This window comes from Pseudomonas sp. GW822-FHT04H02, assembly GCF_058800645.1.
The window spans coordinates 1,359,077-1,376,029 of sequence record NZ_JBXAMM010000001.1 but is presented as its reverse complement, the minus strand read 5'-3'; the positions used below and the strand labels follow the sequence as shown (position 1 = coordinate 1,376,029).

Genomic DNA, 16,953 nt, shown 5'->3' with positions numbered 1-16,953 from the left:
CGACGAAAGTTCGCCAGGGAATTGTAAAAAACTTCGCTGTGCCATTTATCCAATAGTGTTTGCCAGACCCGGTCGCCGGCTGTTATCTGTATGCATAACCAGTATCCGATCAGCCGTGGCGCTTGCGTTCAGTGACTTCCAATCCCCTCGAAAACCCCCTCTATTACCTGCACAACTTCCGCCAGGTATTGAACTGGCTGCAGCTGCGCTATGCCGATGTGCTGAGCGCCGATGAACAGCGCTTCATCCTTGATTTCGCGCAACTGGCCGAGCCTTCCCAGGCCTTGCTGGTGCGCATGGTGATGCGCAAGGGCCGGCACTTTCGCCTGAGCAAGCTCAGCTACCCGGAGATCGGCGACAGCGCCGTGGCCCTGGAGCCGTTGCTGGCGCTGGGCTGGGTCGATGAGCAGGCGCCGCTCTGCCTGGAAGAGCTGTTCGGCCTGCTGCAAAAGGCCGAGATCCTGCAGTGCTTCAACGGGCTTGCGGCCAAGGCCAGGAAAGACCAGTGGCTGGAAGAGCTAACCCAGCAGGGCCTGGCGCCCCAGGCATTCGCCCAGTGGTGCCCGGCGCTGCCAGACCGGCTCCTGAGCCTGACGCTGATGCCGCTGTGCGATCGCCTGCGCCTGATGTTCTTTGGCAACCTGTATCAGGACTGGTCGGAATTCGTCCTCGCGGACCTGGGCATCTACAGCTACGAGAAGGTCGAGATCAGTGCCGATGCCCGTGGCCTGCGCAGCCGCGAAGACGTGGACGGCTTCCTCTATCTGCATGAGTGCCAGGAAGCGTTCGAGGCCGGCGCCGAATTGCCCGAGGTGCTGGCGCACATTGCCCGCTTCCAGACCCTCAACCCCTGGCTGGAAAAACGCCGGGCCAAGCTGCTGTTTCAGCTCGGCCAGCAGTGCGAGCGCCTGGCGCAGTGGGCGCTGGCCCGGCAGATCTACCAGGAGTGCGCCTACCCGGGCGCGCGATCGCGATTGATCCGGGTGCTGGAGCGCAGCGCCCAATACCAGGCCGCCCTGGCGCTGGCCGAGCAGGCCGCTGCCGCGCCCGAGAGCGCCGCCGAGGCCCAGCACCTGCTGCGGATCATGCCCCGGCTGCGGCGCAAGCTGGGCGGGCCGCCGGCGCCCCGGGCGGCCAACCGCGAGGTGCAGCGCCTGGACCTGTGCCTGGCGCGTGACGCCGACGGCCTGGCGGTGGAACTGCATGTCCAGGCCCATCTGCACCAGCCCCAGGCGCCGGTGCACTACGTGGAGAACAGCCTGATCAATTCGCTGTTCGGCCTGCTGTGCTGGCCGGCGATCTTTGCCCCCTTGCCCGGTGCGTTTTTCCACCCGTTCCAGCGTGGGCCGGTGGACCTGTTCAGCGAGGACTTCCATCAGCGGCGCAGCGAACTGTTCCAGGCCTGCCTGGCAGAACTCGACGATGGCCGTTACCGGCAGAGCATCCGCCAGCGCTTCGTGGCCAAGTGGGGGTTGCAGTCGCCCTTCGTGTTCTGGGGCGCGCTCAGCGAAGAGTTGCTCGACCAGGCCCTCGACTGCCTGCCCGCCGAGCACCTGAAACACTGGTTCCAGCGCCTGCTGCTGGACATCAAGGCCAACCGCGCCGGCATGCCGGATCTGATCCAGTTCTGGCCCGAGCAGAAGCGCTACCGGATGATCGAGGTCAAGGGCCCGGGGGATCGCTTGCAGGACAACCAGCTGCGCTGGCTGGATTTCTGCCAGGAACACCGGATGCCGGTGGCGGTGTGCTACGTGCAGTGGCAGGACCCCAGCGCGTGAGTTATCGCGTCGCGGTGCGCGCCCTGTGCGAATTCAGCGCCAAGGCCGGCGATCTGGACCTGCGCTTCACCCCATCGCCCACGGCGCTGGAGGGCATTGCCGGGCACCGTACCGTGGCTTCGCGACGCAACCCCGGCTACCAGAGTGAAGTGGCCCTGGAGGGGCGATACGCCGAGCTGCTGGTCAAGGGCAGGGCGGACGGCTACGACCCGGCGCAGAACCTGCTGGAGGAGATCAAGACCTACCGTGGCGACCTTGAGCGCATGCCCGACAACCATCGTCAATTGCACTGGGCCCAGGCCAAGGTCTATGGCTGGCTGCTGTGCCAGAGCCTGCAACTGCCGAGCATCCGTGTCTCGCTGGTGTATTTCGATGTGCTCAGCGAAGGCGAAACCGCGCTGGTGCAAGAGCACAGCGCCGAGGCGCTGGAAGAGTTCTTCAATCGCCAGTGCGCGCTGTTCCTGCACTGGGCGCAACAGCAAATGCACCATCGCGCGACCCGGGACCAGGCCACCCGCGACCTGCGCTTTCCCCACGCCGAGTTTCGTCGCGGCCAGCGCCCGCTCGCCGAGTCGGTGTACAAGGCGGTGAGCACCGGGCGCTGCCTGCTGGCCCAGGCCCCCACCGGCATCGGCAAGACCCTGGGCACGATCTTTCCCATGCTCAAGGCCATGGCTGCGCAGCAGCTGGACACACTGCTGTTTCTCACCGCCAAGACCCCGGGCCGGCAACTGGCCCTGGATGCCGCCCGGGTGCTGTTCTCCGGGGTGCCGGGGCTGGCGTTGCGGGTGCTGGAGCTGGTGGCCCGGGACAAGGCCTGCGAACACCTGGACAAGGCCTGTCACGGTGAGTCCTGCCCGCTGGCCAAGGGCTTTTACGACCGCCTGCCGGCGGCACGCCAGGCCGCCAGCCAGGTGCCATTGCTGGATCGTCAGGCGCTGCGCGAGGTGGCCCTGGAGCATCAGGTCTGCCCCTACTACCTGAGCCAGGAAATGGCTCGCTGGAGTGACCTGGTGGTGGCCGACTACAACTACTACTTCGACTTCAGCGCCTTGCTCTTCGGCCTGGCCCAGGCCAACCAGTGGCAGGTGGCGGTGCTGGTGGACGAGGCCCACAACCTGGTGGAGCGCGGGCGTGGCATGTACAGCGCGAGCCTGGACCAGCAGCAATTGGCGAGCGTGCGCAGCAGCGCGCCCCAGGCCTTGAAGAGCCCGTTGCAGCGGCTCAATCGTGAGTGGAATGCGTTGCACAAGGAGCAGGTGGCCGAGTATCAGGCCTATGCCCAGCTACCTGCCGCGCTGCTCAAGGCCCTGGCCCTGTGCGTGGCGGCCCTGGGGGACTATTTCAACGAACAGCCCCGGGGCCTGGACAGCGGTTTGCAGGGCCTGTATTTCGAACTGCTGCAGTTTGCCCGGGTGGCGGAGCTGTTCGATGAGCAGCAGTTCATCTTCGACATCAGCAAGCGCGCCCTGGGCGCCAAGCGCAGCCTGTCGCGCCTGAGCCTGCGCAATGTGGTGCCGGCGGCGCTGCTGGGGCCTCGGTTGGCGGCGGCCCGCAGCACGGTGCTGTTCTCCGCCACCCTCAATCCCCGAGGTTACTACGCTGACCTGCTGGGGCTGCCGGACAACACCGTGTGGCTGGATGTGGAATCGCCGTTCGACGCCGGGCAGCTGGAGGTGCAGATTGTCAGCCGCATTTCTACCCGCTATGCCCACCGGCAGGCTTCCCTGGCGCCGATTGTCGAGCTGATGGCCCGGCAGTTCGCGGCGCGCCCGGGCAACTACCTGGCGTTCTTCAGTAGCTTCGACTACCTGCAACAGGTGGCCGGGTTACTGGCGCGCGAGCACCCGGACATTGTGCTCTGGTGCCAGTCCCGAGGCATGGACGAGGCTTCGCGCCAGGACTTTCTCCAGCAGTTTCGCCCAGAGGGGCAGGGTATCGGTTTCGCCGTACTCGGCGGTGCTTTCGGCGAGGGCATCGACCTGCCGGGGTCGAAACTCATCGGGGCCTTTGTCGCCACCCTCGGCCTGCCCCAGCTCAACCCGCTGAACGAGCAGATGAAGCAGCGCATGGCGGCGCTGTTCGGCTCCGGCTATGACTACACCTACCTGTACCCGGGCCTGCAGAAAGTGGTGCAGGCGGCAGGACGGGTGATCCGTGGCCAGTCCGACCGTGGGGTGCTGGTGCTGATCGATGATCGCTTTGCCGAACCCAGGGTCCGCCAGCTGCTGCCGAGCTGGTGGGCCCTGGACGCGCCAGCGGCTGGCGTCTAGGCCGGGCAGGAGGGTTGCGCCGGTTCAGGCCTGGCGAGCGCGGACAAAGCGGCGCAGGGTCTGGCCCGGGCCCGTGCGGAAATGGCTTGGCCGGGGTTGGCCGGCATCGGCGGCGATGAATACGAACTCATCGTCGCTCAGCTGGTAGCTGGCCGGCAGCGCCTGGCCGGCGTCTGCGCCCATGGAGTCGGTCCAGGTGATCGACTTGGGATGGGTGCTGCTGTCGAGGGTAAAGGTGCCGGCCAGCAGCAGTTCACCGGCCGGGGTCACCACGCGAAAATCCTGCCCTTCGATAAAGGTCAGGGCGCCGGGGGCGCTGTGTTCGTCCGGTGGGTTGAGCACGCCGCTGTCTTCCATCGCGATCTGTTCCCAGGCACCTTGCAAGCGTTGCAGCTCCAGCAGGTCGGCGGCTTCGGGTGAAATCAAATCCATTTTCAGGCAGTTCCTTGGGCTGGGAATCAGTTGAATATATTGCGGCCAATGCAGTAGGTCAGGAGGTCCTGGTCGCTCTGCACCTCCAGTTTACGCATGGCGGAGATCTTCTGCGCGCTGATGGTCTTGGCGCTGCGGTTCTGGCTGCGGGCGATCTCGCTGACACTTTTGCCGGAAACGAACAGGCGCAGAATCTCGAATTCCTTGGGCGACAGGGTGGAGATGCGCTCGTCGATGGCGACATTGGATTCCAGCACCGAATTGGGGACCGGCTCCAGGCTGCGATACACGGCTTTCTGGGCAATGGCCTTGAGGGCGATCTGGATTTCTTCGTGCAACTGGCTCTTCTGGATCACCCCGACCACACCCAACTCCCGCAGGCGGGTGAGGATCAACTGATTGGAAATCATGGTCAGGATCAGGATCTGCACGTGCGGGAAGTTGCGCTTGAGGTATTCCACCAGCTTCAGTCCATCACCGTAGGGCGAGTCCCCGGGCATGTTGTAGTCGGTGATGACCACATCCACCTGGCAGCTTTCCAGCTTCTGGATCAGGCCTTGGGAAGACAGGGTTTCGCCGACGATCTCGAAGCGATCATCACGCTCCATCAGCTCACGCACACCGAGCAACACGATAGGGTGATCGTCAGCGATGACTACTTTCAGTTTTTCCATGGCAAACACACCCGTGCAATACGCAATTTAGTAAAGGAGCTAGGGACCGTCGGTACATTAAACCCAGCAGGCCATTATTCAAGGGGCAACAGGAGTCTGGACAAGCGTTGCATCAGTTGCCTGGCCTGGGCTTGCAAATCCGCAGTCAGAGCACCGTCCAGCAATCGGCACTCCAGTTCGGCGCACGCCTTGGCCAGTGGGGCTGCCTGCACCGCCCCCATGGCGCCGGCGATGCTGTGCAGTCGTGCGGCGGCGATCTTGCCGGCGCCGCTGTCCAGCGCCTCCGCCAGCCGCCGCAGATCCTCGTGCATGGTACTGAGAAACAGCGGGCGCATTTTCTCGGTGACTTGAATCCGGTCGCCTTGCGCTGTGTCGGGGGGAGGCCGGGACGGTGCGGCCGGCGGAATGCTGGGCGCTGCGGTCGCGGTGCTGGTGGGGCACAACTTCGACAGATGCCCCCGCAGGGTCTGCAGGTTCATGGGTTTGACTATCCAGGTGTTCATGCCGGCGGCGAGGCAGCGGATGCCTTCCTCGCGCAATGCATTGGCGGTGACACCGATGATCGGCAGTTGCGGGTCGCGGCGACGCAGCTCCCGCGCCAACTCGTAGCCGTTCATGAGTGGCATATTTACGTCGGTGATCACGATGTCGAAGCGCTGTGGCTGCCAGTGTTCCAGGGCCTGCTTGCCATTGGCCGACAGGGTCACCTGGCAGCCCAGGGCCTGCAGTTGTTCCTTGATGATTGCCTGGTTGATCGGGCTATGTTTGGCCACCAGGATGCGCAGGTTCAGTTGGCCCATGCGGCCGGTTCTCTGCTGTGCCTGTGCCTGACACAGGGGCAGGCCCTGGTGGGCCAGCACCGCGGCCTGGGCGATGGCGCGAATATCGTGGGCGTCGACCTGCCAGGAGGTGGCCTGCGGCAGGCGGCCACTACGGCCCCCGGAGACGGCACTGACGCATGGGCCAGGCCAGGAGGCCAGGCCATCCCGGGGCAGCATGTCGATGAGCACGCCAGTCTGCGGCTCGTCGTTCCAGCCGAGGGGGGCCGGATAGGCCGGCACTCCCAGGCGGCCGAGCCAGTCACAGGTGTTTTTCAGCAACTCCGGCACCGGAGCCCGGACATACACTGGCGCACCTTCGGGCCATGGCAGCAATGGCGGCAGCCCTCCTGGCAGGCAGCGCAGCGTCAGGCGCAGAGAGAAACTACTGCCCAGCCCCGGCTCGCTGGTCACCTGCATCTGCCCACCCATCATCTGGCACAGGCGCTCGCAGATCGCCAGCCCGAGGCCGGCCCCGGCTTCGTTGGAGGCGTCGCGTACCTGGAAGAAGGGGACGAACAGCTGGGGTTGCTGCTGGGCTGAAATGCCGATCCCGGTATCGGTGACCTGCCATTCGATACGGGCTTGCTGGTCCCGCAACTCCAGCACCCGGACCCGCAACACCACCCGGCCGCTGTCGGTGAACTTGATCGCATTGCTCAGCAGGTTGTTGAGAATCTGGCTGATTCGCGCGGCGTCCCCCAGCAACAGGTCCGGCAGGTTGGGGTCGATGCAGGCATAGAGCAGCAGGCCGCGCCGCTGGGCAGAGCCAGCGTGGGCGTGCAAGACATCCTCCAGCATGTCCAGCGGGCAGAACTCCAGCGGATCGATGCTCATTTGTCCGGCCTCGATCCTGGAGACGTCGAGCACGTCGCTGATCAACTGGAACAGGGTGCTGGAGGAGCGCTGGATGGTCTGCAGGTAGTCGCTCTGGCGGCTGTCCAGGTGGGTCAGGCCGAGCAGTTCCAGGGTGCCGAGCACGCCGTACAACGGGGTGCGGATTTCATGGCTCATGGTGGCCAGGAACAGGGTCTTGGCGGTATTGGCGGCGTCCGCCGAGCGCCTGGCCCGGTCCAGTGCCTTGGCATCTTCCACATGCCGGGTGACATCGTTGAAGGCACACACCAGCACATCCTGGCGTTGGTAGCGGGTCGAGACGAACTCTACCTGCAGATAGCGCCCGTCGATGTCGAGGCTGGTTTCGCCGCCGTCGATCAGGCTGCGGTCCTGGGCCAGCCGAGACAGCAGTTGCGCCGTGCCTTGCCATTGCTCGGCCTGACGGTTCTGCAGGATAACCTGGAGGTTGTCGCTGCTCACCACGCATAGCCCCGAGGGAACGGTGTCGATGACCACACGGTTGAAGTCTTCGCTTTCATTGAGGCATTGCTGCGCCCGTTGTGCCGGGACCACCACCTTGTTGCGGTACCAGCGGCTGGTGGCCCAGCCGCAGGCGATGCTGCCTACCCCGAGGGCCAGCAGGCTCAGCATGGCCCACAGCGCGTAGTCGAGGTAGTTCCTGTAGCTGATGGCATAGAGCCCGGTCCACAACTGCGGAGTCTGGCTGGTCACCTTGACGATCATCCCCTGTAGGCCGAAGTTGAGGCCTTCACCCAGCACGTCGGCAGGCGTCGGGTCGCCGGTGAGGGCGGTGCCGGAAGGCTCGATGAGGGTGAAGTCGTCGTAGATCGACCAGTGTCTGGTGTGCTCGAGGTAATCGAGGTCATCCAGGCTCAGCAGTGACGCGACCACGCTCCAGTCGTTGCCTCCCTGGACATCCAGCAGTGCAGCCGGCTCATGCAGGTTGGTGTACGCCAGGAACCTGGTCGGTAGAGCTTCCGACGCGGGCGGCCTGTACTGTTGCCAATGGATCTGGTGGTCGGCAAAGCCGTCGCTCTTCACGAACTGCTGGTGCAGCACCTGGTCTGCCACCTTGGTGTCGGACGTGGTGTTTTCCCCGGGGTGGCTGATGTCGAAATGGCCGAAGGTGTTGAACACAAAGGTTCGCGGAGCGACATGGTGTGAGCCTGACCAGAAGGCGCTGTAGAAGCTCGACAGTTGTAGCTCCAGGGCGAACACCCTGGGCAGCTCGCCGGCCGCCGGCTGTTGGGGGTACAAGCTCAGGCTGAAGGGCGTTGCGAAGGGGGATCGCTGGCCTGCGGTGGGCGGGAAGGCTTGCAGGTTCAGGTGATGAGGGGCGTCGAGGCTCAGGGCGTCGATCGAATGGCGCGCGGCCAGGCGTTTGAGAAACAGTTCCTGCTCCTGGATGTTCTCCATCAGTTGGGCGAAATGTAAGCGCACGTTGCTGTTCTGTTCATCGAACAGACGCTCGAGGGTCCAGTACAGGGTGGCGAACAGCAGCAGCGCCAGGCCCAGCAGTATGCCCATGTTCAATCGGGGCAAGCTGCGAGCCAGGTTCTGCAGCAAGGTGCTGCTTTCTTTCATCACTGATTTCCCAAACACATATAAGGGCCCCGCCGAGATTCCTATCTCTGGGGCAGGACCGTCAGCGATGAGTGACTGTTGCGTGGGCAGGCAATGGGTTCATCGGTTAATACACCGTGGCCGGCCCGTCTTGGGCCAGCAGTTGCTGAAACTGTTGCGAGGAGACCGCATGGGAAATCAGGAAGCCCTGCACCTGGGTGCAGTCGATCTTGCGCAACAGAGCCAGTTCGTGGGCGCTTTCCACGCCTTCGGCGACGACCGTCAGGCCCAGTTGCCGGCCCAGGGCGATGATGCAGGTCAGGGCCTGGGCTATTTCTTCATTGTTGTGGCAGCCCTGGACCAGCCCCCGGTCGATCTTCAATTCGGTGAAGGGTGTCGACACCAGGTTCATGTAGGAGCTGTAGCCCTTGCCGAAGTCGTCCTGGGACAGGCCGAAGCCCTTGATACGCAGGCGGCAGGCTCCGGCGTAGAAGTTGCTGATGTGCTCCGGGGTCGAACACTCCATGAGTTCGAAGCAGATCCTGGCCGGCACACCGTTGTGCTGGATCACGAAGTCGTACAGGCGGTCGGCCAGGTCGGCGCTGTTGAGCAGGTGGGTCGGCAGGTTGATGGACACCGGGATGTCATAGCCGTCTTCGCGCCAGTGCACCTGGGCTTCCAAGGCCTGTTCCAGGATCAGCCACAGCAGATCTTCTTCGAGGCGGGCCACGGTGAGTGCCGGCAGGAAGTCGCAAGGCAGGAGCATGCCGTGTTGTGGGTGGATCCAGCGCACCAGGGCTTCGGCGGCGACGATGCGACCGTTGTTCAAGGCTTTCTTGGGTTGGAACCAGGCCTGGATCTGCCCGTTGCGCAGGGCTTCACGCAGGGTCTCTGGGCTGCATTCGACCCCGATCTGTGGGGGGCTGCTGTCATTGGCGAGTCCTGGCAACTGAGCGGTGAGTGCACGCAGTGCAGCCAGGTTCACGGGTTTGGAAATCAACCCGATGACCTTCAGCCCCAGGTTGCGGGCCACCAGGCTGGCGCCCATCAGCATGCGCCGGGATGACGCACTCATGATGGCCAGGGCCGGGCGCACGCGATGGGTGGCCAGGCTCTGGATGAACTGCACGCCATCCATGCCGGGCATCAGCAGGTCTGTCAGTACCAGGTCGAAGTGCCGCTGCTTGAGGCGTTCCAGCGCTTCTTTGCCGCTGCTTGCCACCTCCAGCTGGTAGGGCCCCAGCTCGTTGAACAAGTGTTGCAGGTACATGTACTGAAACGGCTGATCTTCGACGATCAAAATGCTACAGGACTTCATGGGGGGCTCTTTCATAGGGCGCCAGATAGTTGAACAACGCTCTTAATGCAAAGGGCTTCACCAGGCAGTGGTTCATCCCGGCTGCAAGACAGAGCTCTTCTTCTCCGCGCATTGCATTGGCCGTTGCCCCGATGATGGGGATCGAACAGCCTTGACGCCGAAGCTCCTGGGCCAGTTCATAACCGTTGAGTTTCGGCATGTTCACATCGGTCAGCACAACGTTGAAACGACCGGCCTTCCAGATGCAGAGGGCCTCTTCACCGTTCGAGGCCAGCTCCACGCTGCACCCCAGTTCTTCCAGTTGATCCTTGAGGATCAACTGGTTGATCACGTTGTCTTCGGCCACCAGGACATGCAGGCTGAGCTTTTTCAGCTCGCGGTGATCGGAGTGATCCTCGCTCTGGGCCACCCATACCCCCTGGGCCTGGCTGACGGCCTGATGGATCGCCCGCAGGTTGTTGGTGTTGATCTGCCAACTGCCGCCGTCGATCCGCGGTTCGTTATGGCCATCGCCGCTGGCGAGCACCAGGGGGCCCTGCCAGTCGGGTTCCAGGCGCTGCTCCACGCTGCCGGGGTGTAGTTCGATCAGTACATTGCCCCGGGCCCGGTCGGACGGGCTCGGCAGGCTGAACTGGGCCCGGGCACCCCAGCGGCGCAGCCAGCCCGCCACCGATTCGGCCAGTTCACGCACCGGGGACACCACATAGACCATCTCCGGCAGCAATGGGCTGATCAGCGGGGTGTCGCCCTGCACGGCAGAGGCCTCCAGCGGCAGAGTCAGGGTGAAGCTGCTGCCCAGGCCGAGCTCGCTGACCATGCGGATATTGCCGTTCATCAATTGGGTCAGGCGCTGGCAGATCGGCAAGCCCAGGCCGGTGCCGGCGATCACGTTGGTGTTGCCTTCGGTCTGGTAGAAGGGCTCGAAGATCAGTGTCTGGTCGTCCTGGGCAATGCCCCGGCCGGTGTCGGAAACCTGCCAGAGGATGTTGCTGCGCTCGCCATCGCGGCTTTCGGTGCGGACCCGCAGGACAATGCGCCCGGTATCGGTGAACTTGACCGCGTTGTTCAGCAGGTTGCTGAGGATCTGGCGGATCCGGGTGACATCGCCGAGCAGGATCTCCGGCAACTGCGGGTCGACACAGGCATAGAACTGCAGGCCCTTGGCCTGGGCGGCCGCCGCGTAGCCCTGGATGATCTCGTGCACCAGATCCAGGGAGGAGAATTCGCTGAGCTCCAGGGCCAGTTGCCCGGCTTCGATCTTGGACACGTCGAGCACGTCGCAGATCAACTGCAGCAGCGTACCGGAAGAGCCTTCTATGGCTTGCAGGTAATCCTTCTGCTGGTTGTCCAGCTGGGTCCGCGACAGCAGCTCCAGGGTGCCGAGCACGCCATACAGTGGCGTGCGGATCTCGTGGCTCATGGTGGCCAGGAACAGGGTCTTGGCTTCATTGGCGGTATCGGCCAGACGCTTGGCTTCTTCCAGCGCCGCCTCGATCTGCTTGCGAGCGCTGATATCGCTGAAGGCGCAGAACAGCACGTCCTCACCGTTGTAGCGAGTGGGGGCGGAGCTGAGGTACAGATGGCGCCCGTCGGCGGTTTCAAAGTAGTCCGAGCTGTTGGGGCGGGCCGGGTCGAAGGCCTGCTCGATCCACCCGGAACACAGCTGGTCGCGTTCGCTGCCGTTGCCCAGCCATTGCTGGGACAGGGTGTTTTCCAGCACCACCCGGCCATCGCTGCGGCGCAATACACAGAGTGCCACCGGGGCGATCTGGATCACGTCGCGGCTGAAGGCCTCGCTTTCGACCAGGGCCTGGATCCGGTGCAGGGCGGGGGCGATCAGGCGCACTTCGACCCAGTGGGTCAGCAGGCCGATCAGAGCCATGCCGGTCAGGCTGATGAGCAGCGCCGCCAGCAACTGCGGCCAGAGGCTCTTGAGCAGGTTCTGCAGGTCGAAGGAGTACACCAGCTGCCAGTCGGTAGCCCCGAGCTGCTTGCGGATCACCAGATGGTCGGGCCACCAGCGGCCGCCGAGAAAGCCGAAGAAACTGCCGCCCTGGACGTGGCGTACGTCGGCGCTCAGTCGGGCACTGGGCGCACTGCTGAAAATCAGCCCGCCCTGGGAATTGAACATCATGAAATCCCCGGCGCTCTGGTCGCTGAGGGCGGCGGAGACGCTCTTGCCGTCCATCTCCAGTCCAAGCCAGCCGGAGTGGGCGAAGCGTTCGTCAAGGCGAGTGAAGATGTACAGATGGGCGCCCGCCGCGGAGTTGTCCATCAGCCAAAGTTCTTCGCCGACAGGGATCTGCTCGGCCTTCAGAGCGATCAGCTTGTCCAGCAACCCGCCGGGCAGATCGCTGGTCTGTGGCCGGGTGCTGAACAGGCGTTGCACCTGCAGATCGCGGGTGCCGGGAATGTAGAGCAGGTTCAGTTGCTTGTTTTGCAGGTAGTTGCGCATGCGCAGGGTCAGCCAGATCCCCCACTGGTTGCCCTGCGGTCCACCCAGTTGCAGGTATGTCTCTTCTTGGGAGGCACCGCTGGCGCCTGGGGGGCTGATATGTTCCCCAGGGTCGTAGACCGCCGCCAGGCTCAGGCTTTCCAACAGGGCCGAGCGACTGGTGAAGAATGCCTGGGCCTCGGCAATGGCGCTGCTCATGTGGCTTTGCCGTTGTGAGAGTTCGTTGTGCAGGCTGGAGCGAAGAAAGTTGTAGACCGCGCCGAACAGGCCGACCAGAAAAATCAGCGCCACGACACGAAGCAGCCGGCGGGCTGCTTCAGGACTGGAAAATAGGGGATTGATCTGATGCAGGTAGCTTTTTAATCTCATGCGCCAACTGTAATTGGGGGCATGCCAAGCAGGGATCAGACAATTCTTAAATCGCCGGGTACAAAGTAGGTTTGTGGCACTTACAGTGTTCAGGCACTTCCTTATCCGTCGAACCTCGCAACTTTCCTCGCCTGTTCATTTTTTCAATGACTATCGTGCAGCCTTCGCGGTTTGAAAAATGCTCGTTGCGTCGGTGTTGTGCCTAGACCATTTCCAGGCGCTGCTTGCGCCGTGGCGGAGCAAACACCTGATCCAGGGCCTGCAGGTCCTCGTCGGGCAATTGCAATTGGCCGGCCTGGGCATTCTGACGGATGTGTGCCGGGCGCACCGCCTTGGGAATCACCAGCACGCCGTCCTGGCGCAGCAGCCAGGCCAGTGCCACCTGGGCCGCGGTGACCCCATGGCGCTGGGCGACCTGCAGCAGCACCGGTTCGGCCAGCAAGGCGCCACCCTGGCCGATCGGGCAATAGGCCATGAGCGGCATCCGCCGTTGCTGGCAGGCGGGCAGCAGGTCGAACTCGATACCCCGGGACTCCAGGTTGTACAGCACCTGGTTGGTAGCGCAGGCCGGGGAGTCGAGTTCGTCCAGGTCGGCCACATCGAAGTTGGAGACTCCCCAGCGGCGGATCTTGCCGGCTTCGCGCAGGCGCTCCAGGGCGTCGACGGTTTCCGCCAAGGGATACTGGCCGCGCCAGTGCAGCAGGTACAGGTCGATGAAGTCGCTGCCCAGGCGTTTCAAGCTGCGCTCGCAGGCCAGGGGCAGGCCTTTGCGACTGGCGTTGTGGGGGTAGACCTTGCTCACCAGGAACACCTGGTCGCGGCGCCCGGCAATGGCCTGGCCGACCACTTCCTCGGCGCCGCCTTCGCCGTACATCTCCGCGGTGTCGATCAGGGTCAGGCCCAGGTCGATGCCGGTGCGCAGGGCAGCGACTTCCTGATCCCGCAGGTGGCGGTCCTCGCCCATCCGCCAAGTGCCCTGGCCAATCACCGGAACCTGCGTGTCTGCCAGCATCAACGTGCGCATGCTTACCTCCTGGTATCTATCGAGAGTGATCAGTGCACGGCACAGGGAAGCAAAGCCGGCGGGCAGGGTCAAGGCTGCGCGAGGGCGGGAGGCTGGGTCTTTTATATTCCCAAAAGAAATAACTATCTAATTATTTATTCCTTTTAAGGCTTTTGCCAAAGGCGCATGTTTAGCCCCAGCCGCTCAACTCCTGAGCCCGGTGCCAGCAAAGGACTTTTCAGCATGACCATTCAAGCGATCAACGTACGCAACCAGTTCAAGGGCGTGATCAAGGAGATCCACGAAGGCCAGGTGGTTTCGGAAATCGACGTGCAGACCGCCTCGGGCATTGTCACTTCGGTGATCACCACCCGCTCGGTGCGCGACCTGGAACTCAAGGTCGGCAGCGAAGTGATCGCCTTCGTCAAGTCCACCGAAGTCTCCATCGCCAAGCTCTGAGCCGCACCTGCGGACATCGTCCATTCACAGGGGAGTGAAGCATGCCGCACTCGCTGGATATCACCGCGCTGCCGGTCCTGGACCTGAGCCAATTGCAGGGCCACCCGGAGCAGCGTCGGATCTTTCTCGACGGCTTGCGCCAGGCGGCGCGGGACGTGGGTTTCTTCTACCTGACCGGGCACGGAGTCGACAGCGGCCTGCTGCGCCGGGTGCAGGACCAGGCGCGGGCGTTCTTTGCCTTGCCCGAGGCCGACAAGGCGGCCGTGGGCATGATCCACTCGCCGCACTTTCGCGGCTATAACCAGGCGGCTTCGGAGATCACCCGGGGCCAGCCGGACCTGCGGGAACAGTTCGACCTGGGGGCCGAGCGCCAGGCCTTGCCCCTGGATCCCCACAGCCCGCCCTGGACCCGCTTGCAGGGCCCCAACCAATGGCCGGCGCAACTGCCGGCGTTCAAGCCCGTGCTGCTGGAGTGGCAGCAGGCAATGACCGCCATGTCCCTGCGCCTGTTGCGCGGCTTTGCCCAGGCATTGTCACTGCCGGAACAGGCCTTCGATGGGCTGTACGGCGAACGGCCCAACGAGCACATCAAGCTGATCCGCTACCCTGGCCGCGCGCCGGGGCAGAGCAACCAGGGCGTGGGAGCCCACAAGGATTCCGGGTTCCTCAGCTTTCTGCTGCAGGACCAGCAGGCCGGCCTGCAGGTGGAAGTGGAGGAGGGCCGCTGGATCGACGCGCCGCCCCGGGACAACACCCTGGTGGTGAACATCGGCGAGCTGCTGGAGCTGGCCACCCACGGCTATCTGCGCGCCACCGTGCACCGGGTGCAGTCGCCGCCCGCGGATCGCCAGCGGCTGTCCATCGCGTTTTTCCTCGGTGCCCAACTCGATGCCCGGGTGCCGCTGTATCCCTTGCCCGAAGCCTTGTTGCGCGAAGCCCGGGGCCCGGCCAGCGACCCCGACAACCCGCTGTTTCGCGAAGTGGGCTGGAACTACCTCAAGGGCCGCCTGCGTTCGCATCCGGACGTGGCCCGGCGTTTCTACCCCGATGCCCTGGTGCCCAAGGCACTGAGTGCCTGACCTTCATCCGCTGCTCAAGGACACTGCCATGCTGAAGAACACCGTCTTGACCCTGGCGTTGCTGGCCAGCCTGGGGGCGGCCCTGCCGACCACTGCGGCGCAGCCGTTGCGGGTAGCCGCCGACCCGGTGCCCCATGCCGAGATCCTCGCCTACGTACAAAAACTCGACCCGCAATTGCAGCTCAAGATCATCGAGATTCCCAATGGCGTGAACTCCAACGAACTGCTGGCCCACGGCGATGTGGACGCCAACTACTTCCAGCACCTGCCGTACCTCAAGTCTCAGGAGCAGGCCCTGGGCCAGCCCTTCGCCGTGGCTGCCAGCGTGCACATCGAGCCCCTGGGGATCTATTCCAAGCGTCACCAGCGCTTCGAGCAGTTGCCCCAGGGCGCCAGCGTCGCGGTGCCCAACAATGTCACCAACCTCAGCCGCGCGCTGTACCTGTTGCAGAGCTACCAGTTGATCCGCCTCAAGCCCGGTTTCACCGACCCGGCCCGGGATCAGGCGACCCCCAGGGACATCGCCGACAACCCGAAACAGCTGAAGATCCTGGAGATCGAATCGCCGCAGATCCCCCGGGCCCTGGACGACGTGGACCTGGCGGTGATCAATGGCAACTACGCCCTGGAGGCCGGGCTGGTGCCGGCCAAGGATGCCCTGGGCCTGGAAAAGGCCGAGCACAATCCCTACGCCAACATCCTGGTGACCACCCCCAAGCTGCAGGATGACCCGCGCATCCGTCAGTTGGCCAAGGACCTCAACTCGCCGGAAGTAGCGGCGTTCATTACCCGCACCTACTCGGGCTCGGTGATTCCCGTCACGGACCGCCAGCCATGATCGAGGTCCAGCAGCTTTGCAAGGTCTACGGCGAAGGCCAGCCCGCGGCACTGGATCGGGTTTCGCTGACGGTTCCCGACAGGGCGGTGTACGGCATTCTCGGGCGCAGCGGCGCCGGCAAGTCGACCCTGTTGCGCTGCCTGAACCTGCTGGAGCGGCCCAGCAGCGGGCGCATCCTGATGGACGGCCAGGACCTTGGCGCCTTGTCCGCGAGCGAGCTGCGCCGGCAGCGCCAGGGCATCGGCATGATCTTCCAGGGCTTCAACCTGCTGCATTCGCGCACGGTTCAGGACAACGTCGCGGTGCCTCTGGAAATTGCCGGCCTGGGCAAAAGCCAGCGCCGCGCGCGGGTTCTGGAACTGCTGGAACTGGTGGGTCTTGGCGACAAGGCCCAGGCCTATCCTTCGCAACTGTCCGGTGGCCAGAAGCAGCGGGTGGGCATCGCCCGGGCCCTGGCCGCCGGGCCGCGTTACCTGCTGTCGGATGAGGCCACCAGCGCCCTGGACCCGGAAACCACGGCGTCGATCCTGCAATTGCTGGCGCAGATCAACCGCGAGCTGGGGTTGACCATTGTGCTGATCACCCACGAACTGGAAGTGGTCAAGGCCATTTGCAGCCACGCCGCGTCCCTGGCGGGCGGCCGGCTGATGGAGAGCGGGGCGGTGGCCGAACTGCTGGGCAACCCGCAGTCGGCCCTGGGCCGGGCGCTGTTGCCGGGCTACAACCTGCCGTTCAACGGCAGCCAGCCCCAGGCCGAACTGACCTTTTTCGACAACCAGCGCGCGGCGCCGCTGCTGGAGCAACTGAGCCGCCAGCAGGCGCTGGAGCTCAAGGTCCTGGCCGGTGGTGTCGAAGCGGTAGGCGGCCGGCGGGTAGGGCGCCTGCGCATCGCCGCCGCCCCCGCCGACGCCGGCAAATTCCAACAACTGCTGACGGCCCTGGCCCAGCGAGGAATTCGGAGTGAACGCCTGTGAACCGCAGCCTCGATTGGCAGGAACTGGCGCAGCTGCTGCTGACCGCCACGGGTGAAACCCTG

At 64.2% G+C, this 16,953-nt stretch carries 12 protein-coding genes; 6 read left to right on the top strand and 6 right to left on the bottom strand.

All coding sequences use genetic code 11. The annotated features are described in order from the left end of the window. Positions 1-131 precede the first annotated feature (131 nt). Both AC1RMG_RS06210 and AC1RMG_RS06205 read left to right on the top strand, forming a co-directional pair. The gene (locus AC1RMG_RS06210; RefSeq protein ID WP_015635751.1) at positions 132-1,778 is read left to right on the top strand and encodes a VRR-NUC domain-containing protein; all 1,647 of its coding nucleotides are present in this window, start codon (positions 132-134) and stop codon (positions 1,776-1,778) included. Beyond that, a complete protein-coding gene (locus AC1RMG_RS06205) occupies positions 1,775-4,051 on the top strand; it encodes an ATP-dependent DNA helicase (protein WP_493168705.1) in 2,277 nt (758 codons plus the stop codon). The genes AC1RMG_RS06210 and AC1RMG_RS06205 overlap by 4 nt, the downstream gene beginning before the upstream one ends. A 24-nt stretch (positions 4,052-4,075) precedes the next feature. Here AC1RMG_RS06205 and AC1RMG_RS06200 read toward each other — a convergent pair whose 3' ends face one another. The 6 genes from AC1RMG_RS06200 to AC1RMG_RS06175 all read right to left on the bottom strand — a co-directional run bounded on the left by AC1RMG_RS06200 (position 4,076) and on the right by AC1RMG_RS06175 (position 13,562). Continuing rightward, on the bottom strand, positions 4,076-4,483 hold the full coding sequence (locus AC1RMG_RS06200; protein WP_015635749.1) for a TIGR03067 domain-containing protein: 408 nt from the start codon (positions 4,481-4,483) through the stop codon (positions 4,076-4,078). 26 nt (positions 4,484-4,509) lie between these two features. Continuing rightward, positions 4,510-5,157, bottom strand: coding sequence for a response regulator (locus tag AC1RMG_RS06195; RefSeq protein ID WP_401400193.1), 648 nt, complete (start codon positions 5,155-5,157; stop codon positions 4,510-4,512). Between the two features lie 74 nt (positions 5,158-5,231). Beyond that, the gene (locus AC1RMG_RS06190) at positions 5,232-8,417 is read right to left on the bottom strand and encodes a hybrid sensor histidine kinase/response regulator (RefSeq protein ID WP_493168703.1); all 3,186 of its coding nucleotides are present in this window, start codon (positions 8,415-8,417) and stop codon (positions 5,232-5,234) included. A gap of 106 nt (positions 8,418-8,523) precedes the next feature. After that, on the bottom strand, positions 8,524-9,714 hold the full coding sequence (pvrR, locus tag AC1RMG_RS06185; RefSeq protein WP_041118366.1) for a response regulator cyclic di-GMP phosphodiesterase PvrR: 1,191 nt from the start codon (positions 9,712-9,714) through the stop codon (positions 8,524-8,526). Then, positions 9,701-12,538, bottom strand: a complete 2,838-nt coding sequence (locus AC1RMG_RS06180; protein ID WP_493168701.1) for an ATP-binding protein — start codon at positions 12,536-12,538, stop codon at positions 9,701-9,703. Before AC1RMG_RS06180 ends, pvrR begins: the two co-directional genes overlap by 14 nt. Before the next feature lie 202 nt (positions 12,539-12,740). Next, on the bottom strand, positions 12,741-13,562 hold the full coding sequence (locus AC1RMG_RS06175) for an aldo/keto reductase (protein ID WP_011061477.1): 822 nt from the start codon (positions 13,560-13,562) through the stop codon (positions 12,741-12,743). Between the two features lie 222 nt (positions 13,563-13,784). Here AC1RMG_RS06175 and AC1RMG_RS06170 point away from each other — a divergent pair, with 222 nt between their 5' ends. From AC1RMG_RS06170 to AC1RMG_RS06155, 4 genes are read left to right on the top strand one after another with little or no spacing between them, the layout of a single operon-like run. Further along, the gene (locus tag AC1RMG_RS06170; protein ID WP_011061476.1) at positions 13,785-14,000 is read left to right on the top strand and encodes a TOBE domain-containing protein; all 216 of its coding nucleotides are present in this window, start codon (positions 13,785-13,787) and stop codon (positions 13,998-14,000) included. A 41-nt stretch (positions 14,001-14,041) separates the two neighbouring features. Then, positions 14,042-15,079, top strand: coding sequence for an isopenicillin N synthase family dioxygenase (locus AC1RMG_RS06165; RefSeq protein ID WP_011061475.1), 1,038 nt, complete (start codon positions 14,042-14,044; stop codon positions 15,077-15,079). A 28-nt stretch (positions 15,080-15,107) separates the two neighbouring features. Beyond that, entirely contained in the window at positions 15,108-15,917 is an 810-nt protein-coding gene (locus AC1RMG_RS06160; protein ID WP_011061474.1) for a MetQ/NlpA family ABC transporter substrate-binding protein, read from the top strand. Further along, positions 15,914-16,891, top strand: a complete 978-nt coding sequence (locus tag AC1RMG_RS06155; RefSeq protein ID WP_015635741.1) for a methionine ABC transporter ATP-binding protein — start codon at positions 15,914-15,916, stop codon at positions 16,889-16,891. The genes AC1RMG_RS06160 and AC1RMG_RS06155 overlap by 4 nt, the downstream gene beginning before the upstream one ends. Positions 16,892-16,953 lie beyond the last annotated feature (62 nt).

What these genes read in the sequence shown, in the direction of transcription:
- pvrR (WP_041118366.1), bottom strand. Translation starts at nt 9,714, where the DNA reads ATGAAGTCCTGTAGCATTTTGATCGTCGAAGATCAGCCGTTTCAGTAC.
- AC1RMG_RS06165 (WP_011061475.1), top strand. Translation starts at nt 14,042, where the DNA reads ATGCCGCACTCGCTGGATATCACCGCGCTGCCGGTCCTGGACCTGAGC.
- AC1RMG_RS06200 (WP_015635749.1), bottom strand. Translation starts at nt 4,483, where the DNA reads ATGGATTTGATTTCACCCGAAGCCGCCGACCTGCTGGAGCTGCAACGC.
- AC1RMG_RS06180 (WP_493168701.1), bottom strand. Translation starts at nt 12,538, where the DNA reads ATGAGATTAAAAAGCTACCTGCATCAGATCAATCCCCTATTTTCCAGT.
- AC1RMG_RS06155 (WP_015635741.1), top strand. Translation starts at nt 15,914, where the DNA reads ATGATCGAGGTCCAGCAGCTTTGCAAGGTCTACGGCGAAGGCCAGCCC.
- AC1RMG_RS06160 (WP_011061474.1), top strand. Translation starts at nt 15,108, where the DNA reads ATGCTGAAGAACACCGTCTTGACCCTGGCGTTGCTGGCCAGCCTGGGG.
- AC1RMG_RS06195 (WP_401400193.1), bottom strand. Translation starts at nt 5,157, where the DNA reads ATGGAAAAACTGAAAGTAGTCATCGCTGACGATCACCCTATCGTGTTG.
- AC1RMG_RS06190 (WP_493168703.1), bottom strand. Translation starts at nt 8,417, where the DNA reads ATGAAAGAAAGCAGCACCTTGCTGCAGAACCTGGCTCGCAGCTTGCCC.
- AC1RMG_RS06170 (WP_011061476.1), top strand. Translation starts at nt 13,785, where the DNA reads ATGACCATTCAAGCGATCAACGTACGCAACCAGTTCAAGGGCGTGATC.
- AC1RMG_RS06175 (WP_011061477.1), bottom strand. Translation starts at nt 13,562, where the DNA reads ATGCGCACGTTGATGCTGGCAGACACGCAGGTTCCGGTGATTGGCCAG.